Source organism: Corynebacterium sp. HMSC034B08, from assembly GCF_001835805.1.
In the GTDB taxonomy this organism is placed as follows: domain Bacteria; phylum Actinomycetota; class Actinomycetes; order Mycobacteriales; family Mycobacteriaceae; genus Corynebacterium; species Corynebacterium coyleae.
Map to the genome: position 1 here is coordinate 1 of NZ_KV825939.1, position 19,692 is coordinate 19,692.

The 19,692-nt window shown below is 61.1% G+C and carries 25 protein-coding genes and 1 tRNA gene; 9 read left to right on the top strand and 17 right to left on the bottom strand.

Annotated elements, in window-relative coordinates:
• Nucleotides 1–92 precede the first annotated feature (92 nt).
• From HMPREF2656_RS04050 to HMPREF2656_RS04070, 5 genes are all read right to left on the bottom strand, one after another.
• Nucleotides 93–165: transfer RNA gene (locus tag HMPREF2656_RS04050), tRNA-Ala, on the bottom strand.
• A gap of 75 nt (nt 166–240) precedes the next feature.
• Nucleotides 241–1,512: a divisome protein SepX/GlpR gene (gene glpR / locus HMPREF2656_RS04055; protein WP_141761007.1), complete on the bottom strand. Its 1,272-nt coding sequence runs from the start codon at nt 1,510–1,512 to the stop codon at nt 241–243.
• 138 nt (nt 1,513–1,650) lie between these two features.
• A complete protein-coding gene (locus HMPREF2656_RS04060) occupies nt 1,651–2,289 on the bottom strand; it encodes a GNAT family N-acetyltransferase (protein WP_070483761.1) in 639 nt (212 codons plus the stop codon).
• A gap of 10 nt (nt 2,290–2,299) precedes the next feature.
• Nucleotides 2,300–3,610 carry a molybdotransferase-like divisome protein Glp gene (glp, locus tag HMPREF2656_RS04065; protein ID WP_070815936.1) on the bottom strand — a complete coding sequence of 437 codons (1,311 nt, stop codon included), beginning with the start codon at nt 3,608–3,610 and terminating at the stop codon, nt 2,300–2,302.
• Between the two features lie 24 nt (nt 3,611–3,634).
• Nucleotides 3,635–4,609 (bottom strand): UTP--glucose-1-phosphate uridylyltransferase, encoded by a 975-nt coding sequence (locus HMPREF2656_RS04070; RefSeq protein ID WP_070421418.1) that lies wholly within the window; start codon nt 4,607–4,609, stop codon nt 3,635–3,637.
• 57 nt (nt 4,610–4,666) lie between these two features.
• Here HMPREF2656_RS04070 and HMPREF2656_RS04075 point away from each other — a divergent pair, with 57 nt between their 5' ends.
• Genes HMPREF2656_RS04075 through mscL form a run of 3 tightly spaced genes read left to right on the top strand, consistent with a single transcriptional unit; the run spans nt 4,667 to nt 6,346 of the window.
• Nucleotides 4,667–5,260, top strand: coding sequence for a 5-formyltetrahydrofolate cyclo-ligase (locus HMPREF2656_RS04075; protein WP_070815937.1), 594 nt, complete (start codon nt 4,667–4,669; stop codon nt 5,258–5,260).
• A gap of 35 nt (nt 5,261–5,295) precedes the next feature.
• Nucleotides 5,296–5,922 (top strand): SAF domain-containing protein, encoded by a 627-nt coding sequence (locus HMPREF2656_RS04080; protein ID WP_070815938.1) that lies wholly within the window; start codon nt 5,296–5,298, stop codon nt 5,920–5,922.
• A 1-nt stretch (nt 5,923) separates the two neighbouring features.
• Nucleotides 5,924–6,346, top strand: a complete 423-nt coding sequence (mscL, locus tag HMPREF2656_RS04085) for a large conductance mechanosensitive channel protein MscL (protein ID WP_070421421.1) — start codon at nt 5,924–5,926, stop codon at nt 6,344–6,346.
• Here the strand turns inward: mscL and HMPREF2656_RS04090 are convergent.
• The 7 genes from HMPREF2656_RS04090 to HMPREF2656_RS04120 all read right to left on the bottom strand — a co-directional run bounded on the left by HMPREF2656_RS04090 (nt 6,343) and on the right by HMPREF2656_RS04120 (nt 11,273).
• Nucleotides 6,343–6,549, bottom strand: coding sequence for a hypothetical protein (locus HMPREF2656_RS04090; protein WP_224212929.1), 207 nt, complete (start codon nt 6,547–6,549; stop codon nt 6,343–6,345). The genes mscL and HMPREF2656_RS04090 overlap by 4 nt on opposite strands.
• A gap of 10 nt (nt 6,550–6,559) precedes the next feature.
• Nucleotides 6,560–7,135, bottom strand: a complete 576-nt coding sequence (locus HMPREF2656_RS04095; RefSeq protein WP_070421423.1) for a MogA/MoaB family molybdenum cofactor biosynthesis protein — start codon at nt 7,133–7,135, stop codon at nt 6,560–6,562.
• 59 nt (nt 7,136–7,194) lie between these two features.
• On the bottom strand, nt 7,195–8,448 hold the full coding sequence (locus HMPREF2656_RS04100; protein ID WP_083319432.1) for a S1C family serine protease: 1,254 nt from the start codon (nt 8,446–8,448) through the stop codon (nt 7,195–7,197).
• A gap of 89 nt (nt 8,449–8,537) precedes the next feature.
• Nucleotides 8,538–10,001: a sensor histidine kinase gene (locus tag HMPREF2656_RS04105; RefSeq protein WP_070815939.1), complete on the bottom strand. Its 1,464-nt coding sequence runs from the start codon at nt 9,999–10,001 to the stop codon at nt 8,538–8,540.
• A complete protein-coding gene (locus HMPREF2656_RS04110) occupies nt 10,001–10,699 on the bottom strand; it encodes a response regulator transcription factor (RefSeq protein WP_070421425.1) in 699 nt (232 codons plus the stop codon). Before HMPREF2656_RS04110 ends, HMPREF2656_RS04105 begins: the two co-directional genes overlap by 1 nt.
• Nucleotides 10,700–10,805: 106 nt before the next feature.
• A complete protein-coding gene (rpmF, locus tag HMPREF2656_RS04115) occupies nt 10,806–10,979 on the bottom strand; it encodes a 50S ribosomal protein L32 (RefSeq protein WP_070421426.1) in 174 nt (57 codons plus the stop codon).
• Between the two features lie 21 nt (nt 10,980–11,000).
• Nucleotides 11,001–11,273, bottom strand: coding sequence for a type B 50S ribosomal protein L31 (locus HMPREF2656_RS04120; RefSeq protein ID WP_070421427.1), 273 nt, complete (start codon nt 11,271–11,273; stop codon nt 11,001–11,003).
• A 208-nt stretch (nt 11,274–11,481) separates the two neighbouring features.
• Between HMPREF2656_RS04120 and HMPREF2656_RS04125 the strand changes: the two genes are divergently transcribed.
• A complete protein-coding gene (locus tag HMPREF2656_RS04125) occupies nt 11,482–12,615 on the top strand; it encodes an SLC13 family permease (protein WP_070815940.1) in 1,134 nt (377 codons plus the stop codon).
• Here the strand turns inward: HMPREF2656_RS04125 and HMPREF2656_RS04130 are convergent.
• The gene (locus HMPREF2656_RS04130; protein ID WP_168167535.1) at nt 12,587–13,840 is read right to left on the bottom strand and encodes a DUF418 domain-containing protein; all 1,254 of its coding nucleotides are present in this window, start codon (nt 13,838–13,840) and stop codon (nt 12,587–12,589) included. The two genes, HMPREF2656_RS04125 and HMPREF2656_RS04130, sit on opposite strands and share 29 nt — an antisense overlap.
• Nucleotides 13,841–14,045: 205 nt before the next feature.
• Between HMPREF2656_RS04130 and rpmB the strand changes: the two genes are divergently transcribed.
• The 5 genes from rpmB to HMPREF2656_RS04155 all read left to right on the top strand — a co-directional run bounded on the left by rpmB (nt 14,046) and on the right by HMPREF2656_RS04155 (nt 15,826).
• Nucleotides 14,046–14,282, top strand: a complete 237-nt coding sequence (rpmB, locus tag HMPREF2656_RS04135) for a 50S ribosomal protein L28 (protein WP_042409504.1) — start codon at nt 14,046–14,048, stop codon at nt 14,280–14,282.
• A complete protein-coding gene (rpmG, locus tag HMPREF2656_RS04140; RefSeq protein WP_006841072.1) occupies nt 14,282–14,446 on the top strand; it encodes a 50S ribosomal protein L33 in 165 nt (54 codons plus the stop codon). The genes rpmB and rpmG overlap by 1 nt, the downstream gene beginning before the upstream one ends.
• Nucleotides 14,447–14,449: 3 nt before the next feature.
• Nucleotides 14,450–14,755 (top strand): 30S ribosomal protein S14, encoded by a 306-nt coding sequence (gene rpsN, locus HMPREF2656_RS04145; protein WP_070815942.1) that lies wholly within the window; start codon nt 14,450–14,452, stop codon nt 14,753–14,755.
• A gap of 11 nt (nt 14,756–14,766) precedes the next feature.
• Entirely contained in the window at nt 14,767–15,018 is a 252-nt protein-coding gene (rpsR, locus tag HMPREF2656_RS04150) for a 30S ribosomal protein S18 (RefSeq protein WP_210400960.1), read from the top strand.
• A gap of 127 nt (nt 15,019–15,145) precedes the next feature.
• On the top strand, nt 15,146–15,826 hold the full coding sequence (locus HMPREF2656_RS04155; protein ID WP_070815944.1) for a TetR/AcrR family transcriptional regulator: 681 nt from the start codon (nt 15,146–15,148) through the stop codon (nt 15,824–15,826).
• 1 nt (nt 15,827) lies between these two features.
• Here HMPREF2656_RS04155 and HMPREF2656_RS04160 read toward each other — a convergent pair whose 3' ends face one another.
• From HMPREF2656_RS04160 to HMPREF2656_RS04175, 4 genes are all read right to left on the bottom strand, one after another.
• Nucleotides 15,828–17,045, bottom strand: coding sequence for a hypothetical protein (locus tag HMPREF2656_RS04160; RefSeq protein WP_210400959.1), 1,218 nt, complete (start codon nt 17,043–17,045; stop codon nt 15,828–15,830).
• Between the two features lie 192 nt (nt 17,046–17,237).
• Complete coding sequence (locus HMPREF2656_RS13025; protein WP_070815946.1) at nt 17,238–18,128, bottom strand: J domain-containing protein; 891 nt, start codon at nt 18,126–18,128, stop codon at nt 17,238–17,240.
• 12 nt (nt 18,129–18,140) lie between these two features.
• Complete coding sequence (locus HMPREF2656_RS04170; protein WP_070483695.1) at nt 18,141–18,788, bottom strand: hypothetical protein; 648 nt, start codon at nt 18,786–18,788, stop codon at nt 18,141–18,143.
• A gap of 40 nt (nt 18,789–18,828) precedes the next feature.
• Nucleotides 18,829–19,692: a serine hydrolase gene (locus HMPREF2656_RS04175; protein ID WP_180949995.1), complete on the bottom strand. Its 864-nt coding sequence runs from the start codon at nt 19,690–19,692 to the stop codon at nt 18,829–18,831.

Below are 19,692 nucleotides of genomic sequence, written 5' to 3' on the forward strand. Positions count from 1 at the left end.
GCCGATAGCAGACACACATTTTGTCGCTTAACCCACCAATCCTTTCCATAGCGAAAGCCCCGCACGATCGTTCTATCGTGCGGGGCGGAAAGTGGAGCTAAGGGGAATCGAACCCCTGACCTTCGCATTGCGAACGCGACGCTCTACCAACTGAGCTATAGCCCCTCAAGGGCGCCTCTTGAAGGCGATTGCCACGTTACTCCTGCAACCCGATGTGGTTAAATCGCCTGGTTATAAGCACTAGCTGGCGCGTGCAGCGAAGCGGTCGCGGATATCGCGGTAGTCGGCCCGGTCGTGGTCGTCTTCTGGCGGAGTGAAGCGAGAAACGGGCAGTGCGTCGAAGTCGGGGCTGTCGTCGTCAAGATCCAGGATCACCGAGCCCGAGTAGCGACGAGCAACGCGCTCGCGCGAGTTGGCCTCATCACCCAGAGCGACACCCAGGCGCGCGCGACGCAGCTGGCGGAGACGACGCTGGTGCAGTGCGCGCTCCTGCAGCACGGTGTGGCGCAGTGCGATCATGTACCACGCGGTCAGGCCAAGCGCGACGATGTTGAGCGCCCACACCCAGCCACCGGCGACGAACGCGGCCACAAACGTGATCACACACGCTGCAAGCAGACCGAGCAGCGTGCGCTGGCGGCGCTGCTGGCGCGTGGCCTTGGCTGCCTGCTCGCGCTGTGGGTCGTAGCCACCGCGGCCACGACGCGACGCCGCAAATGCGATGTCTGCCTCGTCGACGACATCGTTTTCGGCCGCGTCTTCAGCGTCTGTGTCTGCGTCTGCGTCTGTGTCTGCGTCCACAGCATCCTCAGCGTCGACGGCCTCGACAGCGTCCGCGTTGTCCTCTGCGTCCTCCGCACCTTCAGCGTCAGCGACCTCAGCCTCAGCGCCTGTGTCCGTGTCTGCATCTGTGACGGTGTCTGCGGTGGCGTAGCCCAGGTCCGCCGGCGAGGTGTACGTCTCGTCGAGCTCGTAGAGGTCTTCCTCGACAGCTTCTTCAGCGGTGTCTTCAGCGCCCTCTTCGTTCTGGACGAGCACGGAGATTGCGGTCGAGCCGCCAGCCTCTGCGGCGACAACACTGGCGGTCTCAGCAGATTCAGCGGTCTCGACAGATTCCTCAGACTCGGCGGGTGCAGCCTCGTCCTGGGATTCAGCGTCAGCCTCGTCGGCGACGTGCTCGATAACTTCGCCATCGACGGTGTTGTCGTCCTGGGCAGCGTCTTCGGCCTGTGCGGATTTGAAGAGGCGCAGGTTCGGGGCGTCGTCGATAAGCACCTGCTCCTCCTCGGCGACAGCCTCGACAACCTCGTAATCGTCATCTGCGTCGTCGTGGCGGTGGATGTCAGCCTGGGTCAGCTTCGGGCGCCGGCGGGTTGCCATGGGGGCGTCGCCACCTTTGTGCAGCACGCGCGTCTCTTCGTAGCCCTCACCGGAGCGGCGAATCGGCTTGTTATTCCCCACCGCCAACGGCGCGAGCACGATCACCCACACGATGAGGATCAAAACGATCAATAAGCTCGAGCTGCCCATCACAGACCTTTCCGCAACTACATGCACCCAATAGACACTTCACGCCACGGTATCGGCACAACCGACACTCGGCGGGTTGGCGCGCCGTGGTCACAGAAAGGAATTCAAAAACCAGACAACCTAGACAAGCCGACCCGCGCGGCGGAGCCGTTGCACCGCGGTCGTGGGATAGTCGTCGATATTGATGGCGACGAAGTGATGGTCACGCCACTGCCCGTCGATGTGCAGGTTGCGTCGCAAATAGCCTTCCTCCACAAAGCCGTTGGTGCGCAGCACCTTGCCAGAGGCAGGATTGCCCGGCAGATACGTCGCCGTCACACGGTGCAGGCCCACGCGCCCAAAGGCGTGATCCACGCCGAGTGCACACGCCGCCGACGCAACCCCGCGCCCCATATATGGCGAATGCACCCAGTAGCCGATCCAGCATTCGGAGACGATCCCGTGCTGGATGTTGCCCAACGTCACTTGGCCGGCAAATGCGCCGTCGACCTCGATGACCATCGGCACCACCGTGCCCTGCTGCGCCATGCGTTTGAGGTTGAGCCACGAGTTGCGCCACGCTGCATGCGAGTGGGCGTCCTCCCAGGTGCCGTCCACTGTGGGCTCGACAGGCGCGAGCCATTGCCTATCGACGACGCGCGTCTCACTCCACTCCCCACCGTCACTACCGCGCAGCGGACGCAACTGCACACGCGCACCGTCCGGCAGCCCGACGGCAGGGGTCAGTTCTGGCCAGCCCGGTGTGGGCGGGCGAAACATGGCAAACACGCTAGCTGCGCTGCCGGATGAACTCGACGTCCACCTCGTCGCCCGGGCGCACGTGGGTGGCACCCTCTGGCAAGTGGATCATGGCGTTGGCCTCCGCAAACCCAGCCAGCAAGTGGGTCGGGCCGGCGTCGAGCACGCTCAGCGGCTCCACGAGGTACTCGCCGGTCTCGCTGTCGCGCATGAGGCGGGCGCGAATGTAGCCCCGACGACCGTCGATGGACTCCATCGGACGCAACGAACGCGCACGCACCGTCTGACGCGTGATCGTCGGCGCCCCGAGGGCACGGCGGATGAGTGGCCGGACGATGGTCTCCGTAATCACCAGAGCGCTCACCGGGTTCGAGGGCAAGAGGAACACTGGGATCCTCTCCTCCCCCAGCACGCCGAAGCCCTGAACGGAGCCAGGGTGCATGGCAACGCGGGTGGTGTCGATCTGCCCCATCTCGCGCAGGATCTCCTGGATCGCCGTAGCCCCGGAGCCACCGACGGCGCCGGTGATGATGATGCACTCGCTCTTATCCACGTAACCGGCGATGGCCTCGCGCATGCGGCGCGGCTCCGCGTTGATGATGCCCGCGCGTTGCACCTCAGCGCCAGCCTCTTCAGCAGCGGCAGCCACAGCGTAGGAAGCGATGTCGAAGACCTGACCCAAACCGGGGTCGCGCTCCAAATCGACGAGTTCCAGACCGTAGCTCATCACCGTCACTCGCGGGCGCGGGTAAACGAGCACCTTGTCGCGACCGGCCGCAGCAGCCAGCCCCACCTGCGCGGGACCGAAGATGGTGCCCTGGCGCACGGCAACGTCGCCGGGCTGGATATCGTCGCCGGCCTTGCGCACAAAGTCACCGGTGCGCACGGGGCGCAGCGGGGTCACGCGCTTGCGGCCGCGGTCGGTCCACTCCAGCGGCAACACAGCATCAGCCAGGGTGGGCAGTGGTGCGCCCGTGGCCACACGCACCGCCTGGCGTGGTTGGAGGCGCAGCGGCTTCTGAGATCCGGCGGGCACCTCACCGACGACCGGCAGCGCACGATCGGGCGCCGGGCGCGGGGCCTTCTGCTCTTCGGCGTCCGCTTCGGACTCATCCTCGGCGCCAGCTGCTGGACGCCTGCGCAGACCTGCGGTACCGCCGACGTCGACGGCGCGAACCGCAAACCCGTCGATGGCAGCCTGAGCAAAACCGGGAACCTGGCGGGTGGCGGCGATTTCCTCCGCGCACCGCAGCCCGAGGGCATCAGTGAGTGCGACGCGGATGGGCTCCGGCGCAACGGCAGCATCAATCACCGCTGCAAGCTGCTCCTCAACGCTGCGCATGGATGTACCCGCCTTACTTTCGCCTTAGTTTGTCAGTTCGGGGTGTTCTGCTTCGTATTCGGTGATGATCTTCTTCAACGCCGTGTACAACGCCGGCCCGTACTTTTCGTCGTGCAGACCAAAGTCCACATTCGCCGGAATATAACCACCCGGGTTGCCCAGGTCATGGCGCTTGCCCTCATGAACCACCACATGCACCGGGTGGCCTTCAGAGATCATCAACTCAATGGCATCAGTTAACTGCAGCTCGCCGCCCTTACCCGGGGTAATACGACGCAGCGCATCAAAAATGCCACGATCCAACAAATACCGGCCAGTAGCCACAAGCGTCGACGGCGCATCCTCCACAGCAGGCTTTTCCACCATGCCACGCACCTTCAACACCTCGATGCCATCAAAGGACTCCCCCGCATCCTCAACATCAAACACGCCGTAGTTAAACACCTCTTCACGCGAGACGTTAAACGCACACAGCACAGACCCACCGAGGCGATTGCGCACCTCAACCATCTTGTCCATCACCCCCATCGGCAGCACAAGATCATCCGGCAACATGACGGCCACGGCATCTTCGTCGTCGTCAAGCGCCTGCTCCGCACACCCCACAGCATGACCCAGGCCGAGGGGCTGATCCTGCTCAACCGCAACAGCCTGAATCAGCTCGCCAGCACGAGCAACCTTTTCAGCCTGCTCTTCCTTGCCGCGCGCGACCATGAGATCCTGCAACTCGGCAAAGTCACCGAAGTGGCGCATGATCTCTTCCTTATTCGGCGCCACCACCACCGCCAAACGCTGCGCACCACAGGCCGCAGCCTCCTGGGCGATCAACTCAATGCCCGGAGTGTCCACCACCGGCAGCAACTCCTTCGGCACAGTCTTCGTCGCCGGCAAAAAACGCGTCCCCATACCAGCAGCAGGAACAACAACCGTCTTCAGCGAAAACGCGTTGCCGTCCGTGGCAGCCGGGGCCGCAGCAGTGTGGTCAGTAGAATTCCGCATAAGTCATGAGCTTAACCTGACGCCCCTGTAAACCCGGTGAGCGACCCAAGGAGTTCCGTGTCCCAATCCACACCAGCCGTCAATGCAAAAGATGCTTTACGACGAGCCCACCTCTCCACCCGGCGCGAATTAGCCGCAGACACTGCACGTAAGCAGTCACTTGACGACGCGATTGTGTCGCACACACTGGCGTGTTTGCGTGAGACGAATGCGGTGGGGACCAACATCGCGGCCTACAACCCGTTGGCTACTGAGCCGGGCCCAGCCGATTTCGCGACACGTCTTACCGGGCCCGCCCGCACGGTGTTCTTGCCAATCTCGCTCAGCAGCGGCGAGCTGGCGTGGTCCCCAGCCGCAGCCGACGACGCCGGTGCAACCGGTGCACTCGGAGTCGTCGAGCCCACCGGCGCGAGATTCACCTCCCAGGTGTTGCGCTCGTGCGGGTTGATCGTCGCGCCGGCACTCGCGGTGGACCGAGGCGGGATGCGCCTGGGTAAAGGCAAAGGCTATTACGACCGTGCGCTTGCAGGACTCGACGTACCGGTGGCGGCGGTGGTCTACGACGAGGACATCGTGGACGCCGTGCCTTGCGACGACCACGACCAACCCGTGGACTACATCATCACCCCAAGCGGATTTTTTAGGGTCTGAGGGAACCGGGGTAGTGCAGGGTCCGTCAGATACCTATGGACCTTCACACACAGTTCGCGCAGTTGCGCACGCCCGGATACCGTCGGTCTGTCATCATTCGTCGCATCGTTGCGGTGGTGCTTGTCATCGCCGCGACGTTGCACGTCATCGTCGGTGTGTCCCGCGATGATCCAGCGGTGGTTGTCTTTGCCCGTGAGGTTGCGCCCGGCACGACGCTTACCGGCGAGGACGTGGCCCTGCGGCGACTTCCAGCTGACGCAGTACCGCAGGGGGCACTGTCTGATCTCGCGCTGGCGGAGGGCCAACTTCTTGCCGCGGCGGCATCAGCTGGTGAGGTGTTGACCTCCACACGCCTTGTCGGACCGGATCTCACCGCAACCTTGGTTGCGGAGGAACCACCCGGCGAAGAGTTCTCTCTGGTGCCAGTTCCGGTCGCGGAATCAGACATCATTCCGCTGCTGCATCACGGTGCACGGGTGGACGTGATCGCACAAGGGCCGCGCACTGTCGCAACTGGCGGGCGCGTGGTCACATCAGGTGAGAAAGGTACAGTTCTTGTGCTATTTCGGCAGTCTCAAGCAGAAGCCGTTGCTGCAGCCTCGCTGGATGGCCCATTGACCTTACTTTTGAGTCGTCATATACAACCGCCTAGTATTCCCTAACATGCTTCAAGGTTTTAAAGATTTCATCATGCGCGGCAACGTCATTGACCTTGCCGTTGGCGTTGTGATTGGTGCAGCTTTCACCGCTGTCGTCACCGCATTTTCCGATTCCATCATCAACCCGTTCCTCGCAGCCCTCGGCGGCGTGGACTACTCCGGCCTCGGCTTCTTCGTCCGTGAGGGCAACGAGGCTACCTTCGTTGACTTCGGTGCACTGATCACCGCAATCATCAACTTCCTGCTCATCGCTGCAGTGATCTACTTCCTGCTGGTCATGCCGATGAACAAGCTCGACGAGGCACAGAAGCGTCACAAGGGCGTCGACCCAGAGGAGCCGGCTCCGACCGAGACCGAGCTGCTCGCGGAAATCCGCGACCTGCTGTCCAACCAGAACCCGAACTCCACCCAGAAGCCGCTGAACTAATCCCCGTGATGCGGCGGCCGCTGCTCTTCGTAGAAGGCGCGGCCAGTCAAGCCCGGCTCTTCGTCATCGAGTAGCACTTCGCGCTCGCCGTCGAACGCCGGGCTTTTGCGTTGTTGCGACGGCGCCTTATCCGCCGTGCGGTCGTAATCCACATCCGCACGACGCACGACTCTTCTTCTCTTGCGTTCCATCTGCACTGTCACCGCGCGCTATCTACACCGAGTACTGGTTGAGTTCGCCGATGAGGTGGGTGACCAGCGGGGCAATCGTCGATACGCCATCGCGAATCGCCTGACGGCTCGACGCCAGGTTCACCACCACCGTAGAGCCGGATACACCGCAAATGCCGCGGGAGGTGCACGCATCAACCGCGCCACATGCCTGCCCCGACGCCCGAATCGCCTGGCTCACCCCCGGCACCACCTTATCGATGATGCCGCGCGTCGCCTCCGGCGTCTTATCGCGCGGGCCAACACCCGTACCGCCGAGCGTGAGCACCAAGTCCACACCACCGACGACACCGGTCTCAATCGCCTTGCGGATATCGGACTTCTTCGACTTCACCCGCACCACACCGTCAACCCGGTAATTGAACTCGCTAAGGAGCTCCACCACCATCTTGTCGGTGTTATCGCCGGGGGCGTCGTATCGACGATCCCCCACCAGCACAACAATGGCACGCGGCGATTCCGGCGCAGCCTGCTCCAGCTCAGAGGCACGAAGGGTTGCATCGTCCGGCTCATTCATGTCCAGATCAGCAAGATCAACCGAGTCATACAGTTCAGTCATCGTAAAACGGGCTCCCGTCCGTCAGCGCGGTGAGAAATTATTGCAAGTCTCTAAAGAACTTACTCTGTGCTGAGGGTCACCTCTACCGGAATCGGCTCACCTTCTCCTTGACGCTCCACTTGCAGCGTCACTGTCTGGCCAAAGTCCTGCGAACGGGTAGCGGCAATCAACGCGTCGGCTGAATCTATAAGTCGGTCATTCAACCGCGTGATCACATCCCCCGGCTTCAGACCAGCCTGCTCCGCAGGACTGCCAGGTTCCACCGCGGCAACCACGGCACCACCAGTAATCGCCTGCGCGATGCTGACCTGCACACCCAGCATCGGTTGTGTCGCCTCACCATTACGGATCAGCTGATCTGCCACTCGCTTGGCAAAGTTCGACGGAATGGAGAACCCAAGACCGATCGAACCGCCGGAGCTCTCTCCGCCAAAGCTGCTCTGGGACAGCGACGCAATCGCCGAGTTCATACCGATCAGGTTGCCGTTCATATCCACCAACGGGCCACCTGAGTTACCGGGGTTGATCGCCGCATCCGTCTGGATGCCGTCCATCAGCGAGCTCTCGCCGCCACCCTGGCTCGCGCGCACCGGTCGGTTGAGCGCAGAGACGATACCTGAGGTTACCGTCGCAGACAGACCCAACGGCGAGCCGACCGCCACGACCTGCTGGCCCACGCGCAGGTCATTAGAATTGCCGAACTGCACCACCGGCAAGTTGTCTACGCCCTCGATCTTGAGCACGCCAATGTCGGTGTTCACATCGGAGGCAACATACTGCGCGCGGTGGCGAGAACCATCGTTGAGCGTGACTTGAATTTCGGTCCCCGGCTGCGCACCTGCGGCAATCACATGGTGGTTGGTCAGCACATACCCATCAGAGGAAATGATGGAGCCGGATCCCTCCGCCCCACCAGAGCGCGTGGCCACCTCAATGGACACCACCGACGGCAGCACCTGCGCCGCCACCTTCTCTACCGATCCATCTGGTGCCTCCGCGGCATTCGACACAGAGGGATTCTCCAGGGCGTTTTCTTGCGCCTGCTCTCCACTCGGAGCATCTGCGCTTTGCGACGACCCCGCCGACCCCGCAACGTAACCCGCACCACCACCGGCTGCAAGGCCTGTCACCAACGCAACCGCAAAGGCGGTTCCTACGCCTGCGCGACGCTTCGGAGCCTGGGATTGCGGCGGAACCGTGTACACGCCACCGCTTGGCACATACGGTGCCTGGTCGTAGTTTTCAGTTGTCTGGTGCGGAAAGCTCGAGGTTTCATCGTTGGGTTGCTCTCCGAAATCGCGCGTATTGCTCATGGATTGCGAGTATGCCCTACCGCGCTGTGGCGGCGCTTGCGACCTCACCAAACGAAACGTAGTGTTTTCTGTACATTTTCTGTACGGGTTTAGCTGTAGCTTTTCTTCGGGATGACGCGGGTCTCGTTCTCGTCTTCAACTACAAGATCTTCAGCCGTCTCGTCCTCCGGAGGACGTCCCGGGAACACCACCCGGAAACGGGCGCCACCGTCATCCGACTCTTCCGCCACGATTGTCGCACCGTGGCGGTCCATCACCTGTTTCACAATCGCCAATCCCAGGCCAGAACCCGGCATAGCGCGCGACTCCGGGGAACGGTAGAACCGTTCAAAGACTTTCTCGCGCTCCTCGGGTGGGATGCCGGGGCCCGAGTCGTCGACAATAAGCACCGCGTTGCGCTTCGCCGCCTTAAGCGACACACGCACTGCACCACCCTCCGGCGACCACTTCGCAGCATTATCGATCAAGTTGATCGGAGCACGTCCCATGGCAAAACGATCACCACGAATGACCCACGGGTCGGCGTGGAACAAGAACGTCACATCGGGGCGACGACGACGCACACGGTCCAGCGCCTCTTCGAGCACCTCGTCGAGGCGGAAATCCTCCGGCTCGGTCTCATGCGACTCGTCGCGGGAAAGGTCGACCAGGTCGCCGATCAGGATCGACATCTCCTCCATTTGGGCAAGCACATCACGTTCCAAATCGGCCCGGTCCTCAGCCGAAATCTGGTCCTGACGGCCGGAGTTATGCAACATCATCAACAACTCAATGTTGGTGCGCATCGATGTCAACGGCGTCTTGAGCTCATGGCCCGCATCCGCCACCAATTGCGCCTGACGCTTCTTGGACTCCCCCAACGACCTCACCAACGCGTTGATCGAAGAGGTCACCTCCGCAAATTCGTCGTCGCCCTCCACCGGAAGTTCACGCGGCCCACTCGACTCGTTAGCGTTGTCCAACTCACGGTGCAGCCTGCGCACCGGAGTCAAGCCCACCGCCGAAATGAACGCACCAGAAATCCACGCCACCAGGCTGCCGACACCGATAACCACCAGCGCTGCCGCCGCCCGGCTTCCAGAGATGCGACCGTACGGGTCCTCTGTCCGAGATGCGGCAACCACCATCCCATCCGGTGTTTGGCGCACAACAACACGCTTACCGTTGACTGAGCGCACGGATACCGCATCACCGCTCTCCGTACGCAAATACGGCCCTGAAATGGATACCGGATCCCCCAAGAACAGGTTCGAGTCTGCCCCTGAAACCGCAATGCTTGTCAACGGGTTTGATCGCCGAAACGCCGCAATTTCAGAGCGGATCTGATCTTCCGAGGCCCCGTCGAGCTGGCGAGCCATCCCCAACGTCTTGCTCCGCAGCTCAGTATCCAACACGCCTTCGTGGGTTTTGGTAGACAGCCACATGCCAAGCATCGTCGTTAACCCAACTGCGGCAGCGACAATGAAGCCCGACAGCACCGCCAATTTCAGGCGCAAGGAATGACCCGCCCCGAGGCGGGTCTCATAGGCATCGCCAGACGCGACGCGCAACATCACGGAGCAGTCTCCCGAAGCACGTAACCCACACCACGCACAGTATGGATAAGGCGAGATTCACCGCCAGCCTCAGTCTTACGACGCAAGTAACCGATGTAAACCTCCAGGGCGTTGCCCGAGGTTGGGAAGTCGTAGCCCCACACTTCCTCAAGAATGGTCTGACGGGCCAATACGTGGCGCGGGTTCTGCATCAGCAGGTGCAGCAACGCAAACTCCGTACGAGTCAGCGAGATCGGTCGGCCATCGCGGAACACGTCACGCGTCGAGGTGTCCATGGTCAGGTCCTCGAACTTCAGCGTGGTCGAATCCTTCTGCTCACTATGGCGCGACTCCGCACGGGAGCGACGTAGCAGCGAACCGACACGGGCCAGCAGCTCCTCAAGCGCAAACGGCTTAGGCAGGTAGTCGTCCGCACCAGCGTCGAGGCCAGCCACACGGTCCGCGACACCATCGCGCGCCGTCAGCATAAGAATCGGGCCATCGTAGCCCGAAGAACGCAGCGTACGGCAGACACCGAGGCCGTCAAGCTTTGGCATCATAAGGTCCAAAATGGTCAGATCCGGCTGTTCTAACCGGATCTGGTCGAGCGCATCCTCACCATCTACGGCGAGGACTACGTCGTATCCGTTGAAACGAAGCGACCTACGCAGTGACTCGCGCACAGCCTGTTCGTCATCGGCAACGAGAATTTTCATGCGGATATTATGACTTATTTTCCTCTAAGAGTGAAAACGGCATTAAAAAACCGGGCCCCACCTGTGGGAACCCGGTATTTTTGCGCGAGTTTTACCTTGCGGAAGCTTAGAACTGCTCGACGTCGATCAGGCCAGCCTGAGCTGCCTTGACCAGACGACGCGGGATCTGCACCTCGCGGCCGTCGATCTTGACGTTGACCAAGTCAGGGTTGTTGGCCTTCCACTGGGAACGGCGCATGCGCGTGTTAGCGCGGGACATCTTGAACTTAGGGGTTGCCATGATTGTGCTCCTTTACGCCCTTTAGTTAGCGGACTTCTTCTTGCGGCGTGCCATGCCACCGAAACGCTGGTTGAACTTCTCAACACGGCCAGCGGTGTCCATGAGACGCTGAGCGCCAGTCCAGAACGGGTGAGACTCTGCGGTCACGTCAACCACGATGAGCGGGTACTCGTTGCCGTCCTCCCACTGCTCGGTGCGTGCGGAAGTCAGGGTGGAGCGCGTCAGGAACTTGTGGCCCGTGTTCGCGTCCTGGAAAATCACCGGGTGGTAATCCGGGTGAATGTCTTTCCTCATTAGTATTCGTCTCCCTCAGGATTGAACTACGGGTCGGTTCCTTACATTAAGGATCGTGCCCGAGTTGGGTGCGAAATGGTCTTTTCATCCGACGGTTGCCGGACAACTCGAAATAGCATACAGCTCACTTACGCTGCGACCTAATCATTGCAACTCGCTTATCGACGACCTCCGCCCTGCTCATCCACCACTTACCCTCAACCCCGCCATGAATCTTTCCTCGTTTTCTTTGCCGCTGGCAGCAATCGCCAGTCTCGCCGTGCTCGCCGCAGTGTCCCTGAACGACGCCACTGAAGTTGCCCTTCGGCTTGTTCCAGTACTCGGTTTCGCGGCCGGCATGTCTGTCGTCGTCAATCTCGCTGCTCGTGTGCACACCTTCGAGTGGCTGGTTGGCGCGTTGCAGCGCACGACGTCACGCAGAGAGATCGTTCTGGCGGGGTTTCTCGCACTGTGTGTCGCCGCAACGGCGTTCCTCTCACTCGACACCACTGCGATCATGCTGACCCCGCTGGCGGTGCAACTCGCCTCCCGCTTCCGCCTCCCGGTGCCGGCGGTGGCGCTTTCCGTGGTGTGGATTGCCAACTTTGCGTCCATGCCTTTGCCGGTTTCCAACTTGACGAATTTGCTGGCGGTGGGCGGCGACGCGTTTTCCACCACCGGTGAATACGTGAAACTCGCCGCCGCCCCTGCAGCCGTGGCAGTGGCAGTGGCAGTGGCAGCGTCCTACGCGGCCCGGGCGATATACCGCAGCGCAGCCGGCGAGCCTATGCCCGAAGCGTCATCGATCCTCCCCCGCCCAACGGACGCCCTTGCGGTGCTGGGCGTCACCGTCGTTGCACTCCTCAGCCCGATCCCCTACTGGCTGACGAGCACCGTCGCCGCCATCGCAATGTGGTGTGCGGTGGGCCCGACCGGACGGCGCGACGGCATTACTCCACTCATCCCGTGGTCGGCGCTCAGCCTTGCCACTGCCTTCTCCGCGGTGGCGACACTGGCCCTGCAGATCAGCGATATTTCGTCCGCCGTGCAGCAACTCGCCGGCACACACCCCTTTGCAATTGCAGCTGCTGGCGCGATCACAGCGAACGCAATCAACAACATCCCTGCGTTTTTAATGCTCGAGCCCGGAGTCAGCGATCCAGCCAGCGCGCTAGCGCTCCTGATCGGCGTCAATGTCGGCCCGGTGATCACCCCGTGGGCGTCGCTTGCCACCCTGCTTTGGGCAGATCAACTCCGCCGCGCAAAGGCCCCAGTACCGTGGCGTGGGTTCATCCTGTGGGGCCTACTCCTGGCACCAGTTACCGTCATTGCCGCTACCGCTGCACTGCTGGCCGTTGCTTAGCCGCAACCATGTCGACAGCCCGGTGCATGACAATTTCAAACGGTCCACGCTGGAAGCGCTTCAGCCACAACATGCTGAACGCAATGAGCAGCGCACACAACGCGAGATAAACCCCACACACGAGCAAGGTGCCGGCAGGGCCCTCCACGTGCCGGGCAAGGCCAAACCCGAAGTCGTAGAACACCACAGAGGCGAGCACATTCTGCAGGATGTAGCACGTCAGCGCGGTGCGACCGACTGCAGCCAAACCGGTTCCCACCACACCAAGCGTGTTGTCGCGGCGGATGTAGAAGGCCGCGATGAGCGCGAGGACGCCAAACGCCACGACCGTCGAGGTGACGTAGCGAGTCAACGATGCGGATGCGCCGGTGGCAAACAAGCGCAGCCCCCAGTCCAGCGGGATACCAACACCAAGGCCGACGAGCATTACTTTGCGACGCAACCCCGCACCGGCGGGTTGGAACAATCCAGCGCGGTACAACCTGGCCGCGAGGAGAAACACACCGATGCCCATCACGAACATGATTGGGATTTCGAACCTGCCGCCGAGGAAGTCGTCGATACGCGCCTGCACCATCGCCGAGTAGCTGTCGGTTGCGGTGTAGAGCGCAAACGACTGGTCAAACGTGGGGATATCCTCGCCACCCTCGACCTCGTCGAGCGGGATGCTGTTGAGCAGATAGGTGCCCACGGAGAACAGCAACATGACAAGGACATGTGCGCTCAGCGCCAGCCACATCCACACCTTTTGCACACGCTCGCTGCGCGCAATAATCGGCGCCACCGCAAGGGCGGTCAGGCCGTAGCCCATCAACACATCGAACTCGAAAATGAAGATGTAGTTCAGCAGGCCCTCGATCACAAGGAGGATGGCGCGCCAGTAGTACAGCCCGGGCCAGCGCTGGTTTCGTTTCGCTGCAGATTGGCGCTGGATCTCCATGCCGATGCCGAACATGATGGTGAGCAGTCCCAGGAACTTGCCGTCCGTGACCAACGCGCTTGCGGCATTGAACAGTGCGTCGGCAGCCTCTGCTGCAGTTCCATTCGCGAAAGCGGTGCGAACCTCATCCCAGAGCGTGAAGTTCGGATCGAAATACTGCTCCATGACGCTGTCCATCTGGTGCCAGGTGGCAAAGATCCAGATATTCGTCGCCAAGGTGCCCAGAATTGCGATGCCGCGAGCCACGTCGAGAGCAACGATTCGCCGATAGGTGGGTTCATTCACGGGTGCCATATTAAAGAAGAACGCGATTATGAGAAATGGCGCAAAGACGGTAGGGTTGTCTCTCGCTGTTGTCGAAGTACACATATACGCCTACGTCAACCGATTGCATTTGCGCCGGTAGCGGACCCTCACACCGCTTCTCACCTGGCGCTTTCCTCACATCGTGATCGAGTCGTGGGCGGTAAGAAGAGTAAGGAAGAAACCCATGTCGGCACATTGCCAGGTCACGGGACGTCAGCCGTCGTTCGGCAAGACCGTCTCGCACTCGCACCGCCGCCACTCGCGCCGTTGGAACCCCAACGTGCAGAAGCGGAAGTTTTACCTGCCCTCCGAGGGCCGTACCATCACCCTGAACGTTTCCACGAAGGGTCTGAAGATCATTGACCGCGACGGCATCGAGTCCGTCGTAGCCCAGATCCGTGCACGAGGTGAGAAGATCTAATGGCACGTAACGATATCCGCCCGATCATCAAGCTGAAGTCCACCGCGGGCACCGGCTTCACCTACGTCACCCGCAAGAACAAGCGCAACAACCCGGACCGCATCACGCTGAAGAAGTACGATCCGGTAGTTCGCAAGCACGTCGAATTCCGCGAGGAGCGATAATCCATGGCGAAGAAGTCTAAGATCGCTAAGAACGAGCAGCGTAAAGAGATCATCGCCCGCTACGCGGAGCGTCGTAACGAGCTCAAGGCAATCATCAAGAACCCGGAGACCTCTGACGAGGATCGTCTGGACGCTCAGTTTGAGCTCAACCGTCAGCCGCGCGACGCATCCCCGGTGCGCGTGCGCAACCGTGACTCGCGTGACGGCCGCCCCCGCGGCTACCTCCGCAAGTTCGGTGTTTCCCGTGTCCGTATGCGCGAGATGGCTCACCGCGGTGAGCTGCCTGGCGTCCGTAAGTCTTCGTGGTAAGGAGGACTCAAATTATGAAGCGCAACAATTCGCGTAAGCCGCGCATTGAGCAGTCCCGTCGCCCGAAGGAGAACCCGCTGAAGGCAAAGGGCATCGAGACCGTCGACTACAAGGATATTGAGACCCTGCGTCTGTTTATCTCCGACCGTCACAAGATTCGTTCCCGCCGCGTCACGGGCCTGACCCCGCAGCAGCAGCGCCAGGTCGCTACCGCTGTGAAGAACGCGCGCGAGATGGCTCTTCTGCCGTTCACCACCCGCTAATTAGCCGGTTGACGATGACAGCGTAAGAGTCTTCGGCTCTAAGCACCCGCACTCCCCTCCCCGTGAGGGTTGAGAGCGGGTGTTTTTCTTCTAAAGTAGTGGCGTATCCCAGAAAGGTAGGCAGGGTATGGCGAACTCGGTCGGACGACCACGCAAGCAAAGCCCACGGCGCAAAGGCGCAACCGCCCGCGAAGAAATCCTCGATGCCGCATCCGAACTTTTCACACGCAAAGGCTTCGCAACTACCTCCACTCACGACATTGCTGACGCCGTAGGCATCCGTCAGGCGTCGCTGTACTACCACTTCCCCTCCAAGCGCGACATCTTCCTCACGCTGCTCATGGGGACACTGCAGCCTTCGCTGGATCTCGCGTCAGACTTGGCCAAGACCGACGAAACCGCAGCCGTGAAGCTCTGGGCGCTCGTCGCCGCCGAGACCCGTATCTTGTTGTCCTCGAATTGGAACGTCGGCCGGCTCTACCAATTGCCGGTGTTGGAGTCGGAGGAGTTTGACGAGTACCACGAGGCACGCCAACGCCTGGAGGGTATCTTCCGCGACCTGGCGGCGCAGATCGTTGGCGACGACGACCCCCGCATCGACCTACCGTTCCACATGACGCTCGCCGCCATCGAGATGCGCGACAACACCGGCGTTGCGCCATACCCGCTTGTCGACGACGCCCTGCCCGCCCCCTCCGTCACCATCGCCGATGCCGTTTTGAACGTGCTCCATACGGACCTTCCGGATCGCCGCGCCGAGCGCATGCTCAGCCTCGTCGCGCAGGTATCGCGCGACGAGGACGCTTAGTTTAGAACTTGTCTAAATCCTCGACCGCGACGCGGGCCTCGAACCAATCCCCGTCGTCTCGCTTCACGCCCCAAATCCGGGCCCCTGACGGTGAATCAATCGGGAACACATCCGCATCAGCGGTGATAAGTTCCTTAGTCTTCACATCGCTTTGAGCAACGCGCGGGGAAGTTCGATTGCCGTCGTAGGTAAAGATCGACTCCCCGTCCGAAATCGCGTCGACGAAGTCCAACTTCTTGAGTTCATCCTTACCCAATTCGAGCAGGACTTCTCCAGTCTCGGGCTTGAGGACAAAGAGTTTTTCTAGGTCATCGAGTGGCGAGTAGAAGATGGCCGTAATAATGCCACCGCTGCGCCGCACCACAGGTACAGAACTGTAGGTTCTGGTTTCCACACTCATTGCCTCATCTGCCTTGCCACCGCTGACATAAAGGAATTTCGCTTCACAAGGCTTCGTTGGCTCATCGGTACAGCGCTCCTGTTCCGCAGTATCCTTGCCGTACACAAGGGCATCGTCGCCGATACGCCACACGGCTTCGGGTGCGAAACCTTTACGTATCTCAACGTCCTCGCCCGACTCTAGGTTTCGGCGCCTCAAATCCCCATCGTTGCTTGCGTAATACAGCACGGGCTCCCCGCTCTGCGCGAGCACGCGGAAGAAATTATTGGTCTCGATGTGCTCATGCCTTGTTTCTTGGCCAGAGGCGATATCCACCGCAACGACATCGATTTGTTTCTTCGAGCCGGCCTCCGGAATGTTCGCGAGATAGATCTTCTCCGCACTCGCCGCGATAATTTCGGCGGACTTAGCGTCGAGGTTCTTCGAATCCACTTCCGCGAGGGTTGGCTCGTCGAAGGATGCAAAATCGTCGAGGAACGTCGAAAGGCTTACCTTCTCCGTTTGTAGGCCCTGCGTACTCTCCACAGTCTTCACAAAGCTGGCGCCTTTGGTCTTCCCGTCGTCGGCAACCAGCATCATCGTCGTGGTCATACGTTTGTCCTCAGAGCCATCGAACTTCTTCGGGGAGACGTCGTACAACGCTCCCGTGTCCAGATCGAGCGCACGGGTTTCTTTGTCCCAGGATGTGACAGCGAGTTTTGCAGGGACCGCCTGATTGAATGTCGGATTGAACACGTCGAGGTTGTCGATCCCAAGTGACCTTGTTTCTGGCAAGTCACGTGCTGCTTCAGGCGCCGCCTCTAACGGATCGACGGCCATGCGTGCGTTGTTGTTCCACTGTGGCTTAAGGGATTCCGCAGCCGTAGTTGCGTGCTTAGTTGGGTCAAGCACTTCCGTTTCGGTTTCATCCGCGCCGCCACAGGCACTCAGCGAAACTGTCAACAGCCCTGCTCCAAGAAGTGCGATTGCTTTCGTCTTATTCATGTTCAATCTCCTCGTTCTCTCGCCGTGTTAGTCAAAGATGTCGTAGAGCTTCCAGTCGCCGCCATCTCGAGCGAACAGAAACAGTTGGGTATTGACCGATGTCGCATGGACGTCCTTGTTTTTCACCTCCGTGTTGATCCCAACGAGTCGCGCCTCCTTGATCCCACTCAACCCGTAAAGACGGTCGAGGTAGTCGGTATTCTCCGACGCATCGTCACCTTGTTTCTTTGCGACGAGGTCCTTCAGGTCGTAGCTCTCCCCCGCGGCGTACTCGGCATCGTCGGATGATCCGATGCTCGTGTTCTCAAGCTTGTTTTCAAGCAACGCTGCACGGCCAGCAGCGGCATGCTGATTCATCCAGTCGGCCCTATCGTCCTCATCAAGCTGGGCGATTTCGTTGGCGAGCTTCTCAGGTCCGCTCGAGCCCAGCCCAGCGCCAACAAGCTGAGGAACTACCAGCGCAATGACGAGCACACCCGCAACAACAGCAGCAATAGGCCACCAACGCTTCACATCGAACGACTTCTCCGGTGTGTTGTCCCCTTCGCCAGAGCCGGGAACAACGGCTGGTTCGGAAACTTCGGGGGCTTCTGGTGCTTCGGGGGCTTCTGGTGCTTCGGGGGCTTCTGGTGCTTCGGGTGCGGTCGGTGCAGCCGTTGCAGCCGGTGACGCCATGGCGGCCAGCGACCGAAGGCTTTGCACGTTCATGGGCATGCCACTGTCGGCCTTCAAGCGAGAGTCGTACATCTGGCGCTTAGTCGGATCTCCCAGAATCTCCCGAGCCAGACGCAATTCCTCCTCGCCACCAGGGTTGGAAGTGAGACCGCTGTCGAGGCGTTGCGTGAGCTCGTCGACAAGCAGCTCGCTCGAAGCCGACGGATCAAGTTCGAGCGTCTTGTACAGGTTGTAATGCTGCATCCCGGTTTCCTTCTACTGCTCGCTGATGAAGACGGAGGCGTTGTTGCCGCCGGTGCAGCGGAAACCGCCCTGCGCCGGCGAGCAGGACATCATGTAGTACTGGCCGGTCTTCGGGCTCAGGCTACGCAGCGAGGTCGGCGTCTTTCCGTGCTCCGCGTAGTACGCGCGGAAATCATCACCTACGGCACGCGCGAAGCCCTCAGTTGTGACGGACGTTTCCGGCACACCGACCCCGAAGGTACGGTCCTTCCGGTCAGCGTCCGGCTTTGCCGACGACGGCGCCGCCGAGGGCTTTGCGCCGTCAGTCGCAGCCCCACCTGGAGCACGCGTCGACGTTTCCACAACAGTAGAGGTCACCGGCTCTGTGGAACCGCTGGACGATCCGCCAAAGCTCCACGCGGCGAACGCACCGAGGACCGCCAGGAGGGCAACGGCGAGCACACCAATGATGATGTAGAGCACCCGGTTCGATGACTTCGGCTCTTGTGGGCCGGGCGCCGGCGCGTACGCAGGTTGGCTCCACTGCTGCTGTTCCCAACTTTGCGCCGGGAACTGCTGGGTGGGCATATGCTGCTGTGGTTGTCCCCACTCGTCGTATTCGGATGGTTTCGGGGTGTATGCCGCCCACTCATCGTTGGGGTTGGCATTTGGGTTCGACATCGTGGAATCTCCAAGCTACGGGGGTGTTTGTCCCCGCAGTCTATCGTCCAGCCTCCGAACAGTCAGGATTTGGCGAGCCCAATTGCAGCTCGAGCACAGCGTTTGTGAGATCAGTTGCCATCAATTGGGCCGTCGCATAGGTGCCGTCGGCGGGCGAAACTGTCAGCGCGATGCCGTAGCCGTTGTACAGGCCGAGCTGGCGCACGGTGTACTTCCCGTCGTCCCCCGGACCCCAGCCACCTTTGAAGGCAACATCCGGCAAAACCCCCAGACCGTAGCGCTGCTCCGGCACTACCTTGCGCATCATGTCGAGTACCTCGTCGGACCCCGCCACGCAGCGCAGGTTGGAGGCGAACACTGCCTGCTCACGAGTGCCCCATCGCGTTTGACCGAAAGCCGTGAATCCAGGCCTGAGCACAACGGTGTTCATCGGGAGATCTACTCCTGCTTCACGCAGCACTGCTTCTACCTCCGCAGGCTCAACCGTCGCCCACAGTGTTTCTGCTGCGAAGTTGTCTGAGGCGGTAATCGCAGACTCCGCAACCGGAAGTAGCGAAGGGTCTTTGCGAAGCGCAGCGACCGCGATCGGAACCTTCGAAGTTGACCACGCTACCTGCGGATCTTGTTCCGGCGATCCTACTGCGTCCCGGCCGTCAGACACCGCGAGCTCTGCCGTTCCCCCGTATTGAGCAACCACGGCATCGACTGCTGCTTGGAGCTGCGGTTGCAACTGCTCCAGAACAGGCGCGGGGACGGGCGAGGGTGCGAGTGAACTCGGCGTAATTACGTGGGTTGCCGTCACAGTTTCCGTCGCTGGTTCTGAGGCCCGCTCCCCTGCCCCGCACGCGCTGAGCGCAAGCCCAGCGGCGACCAGCGCTGCAGCAAACCTCAGTCGCGGCGTCAT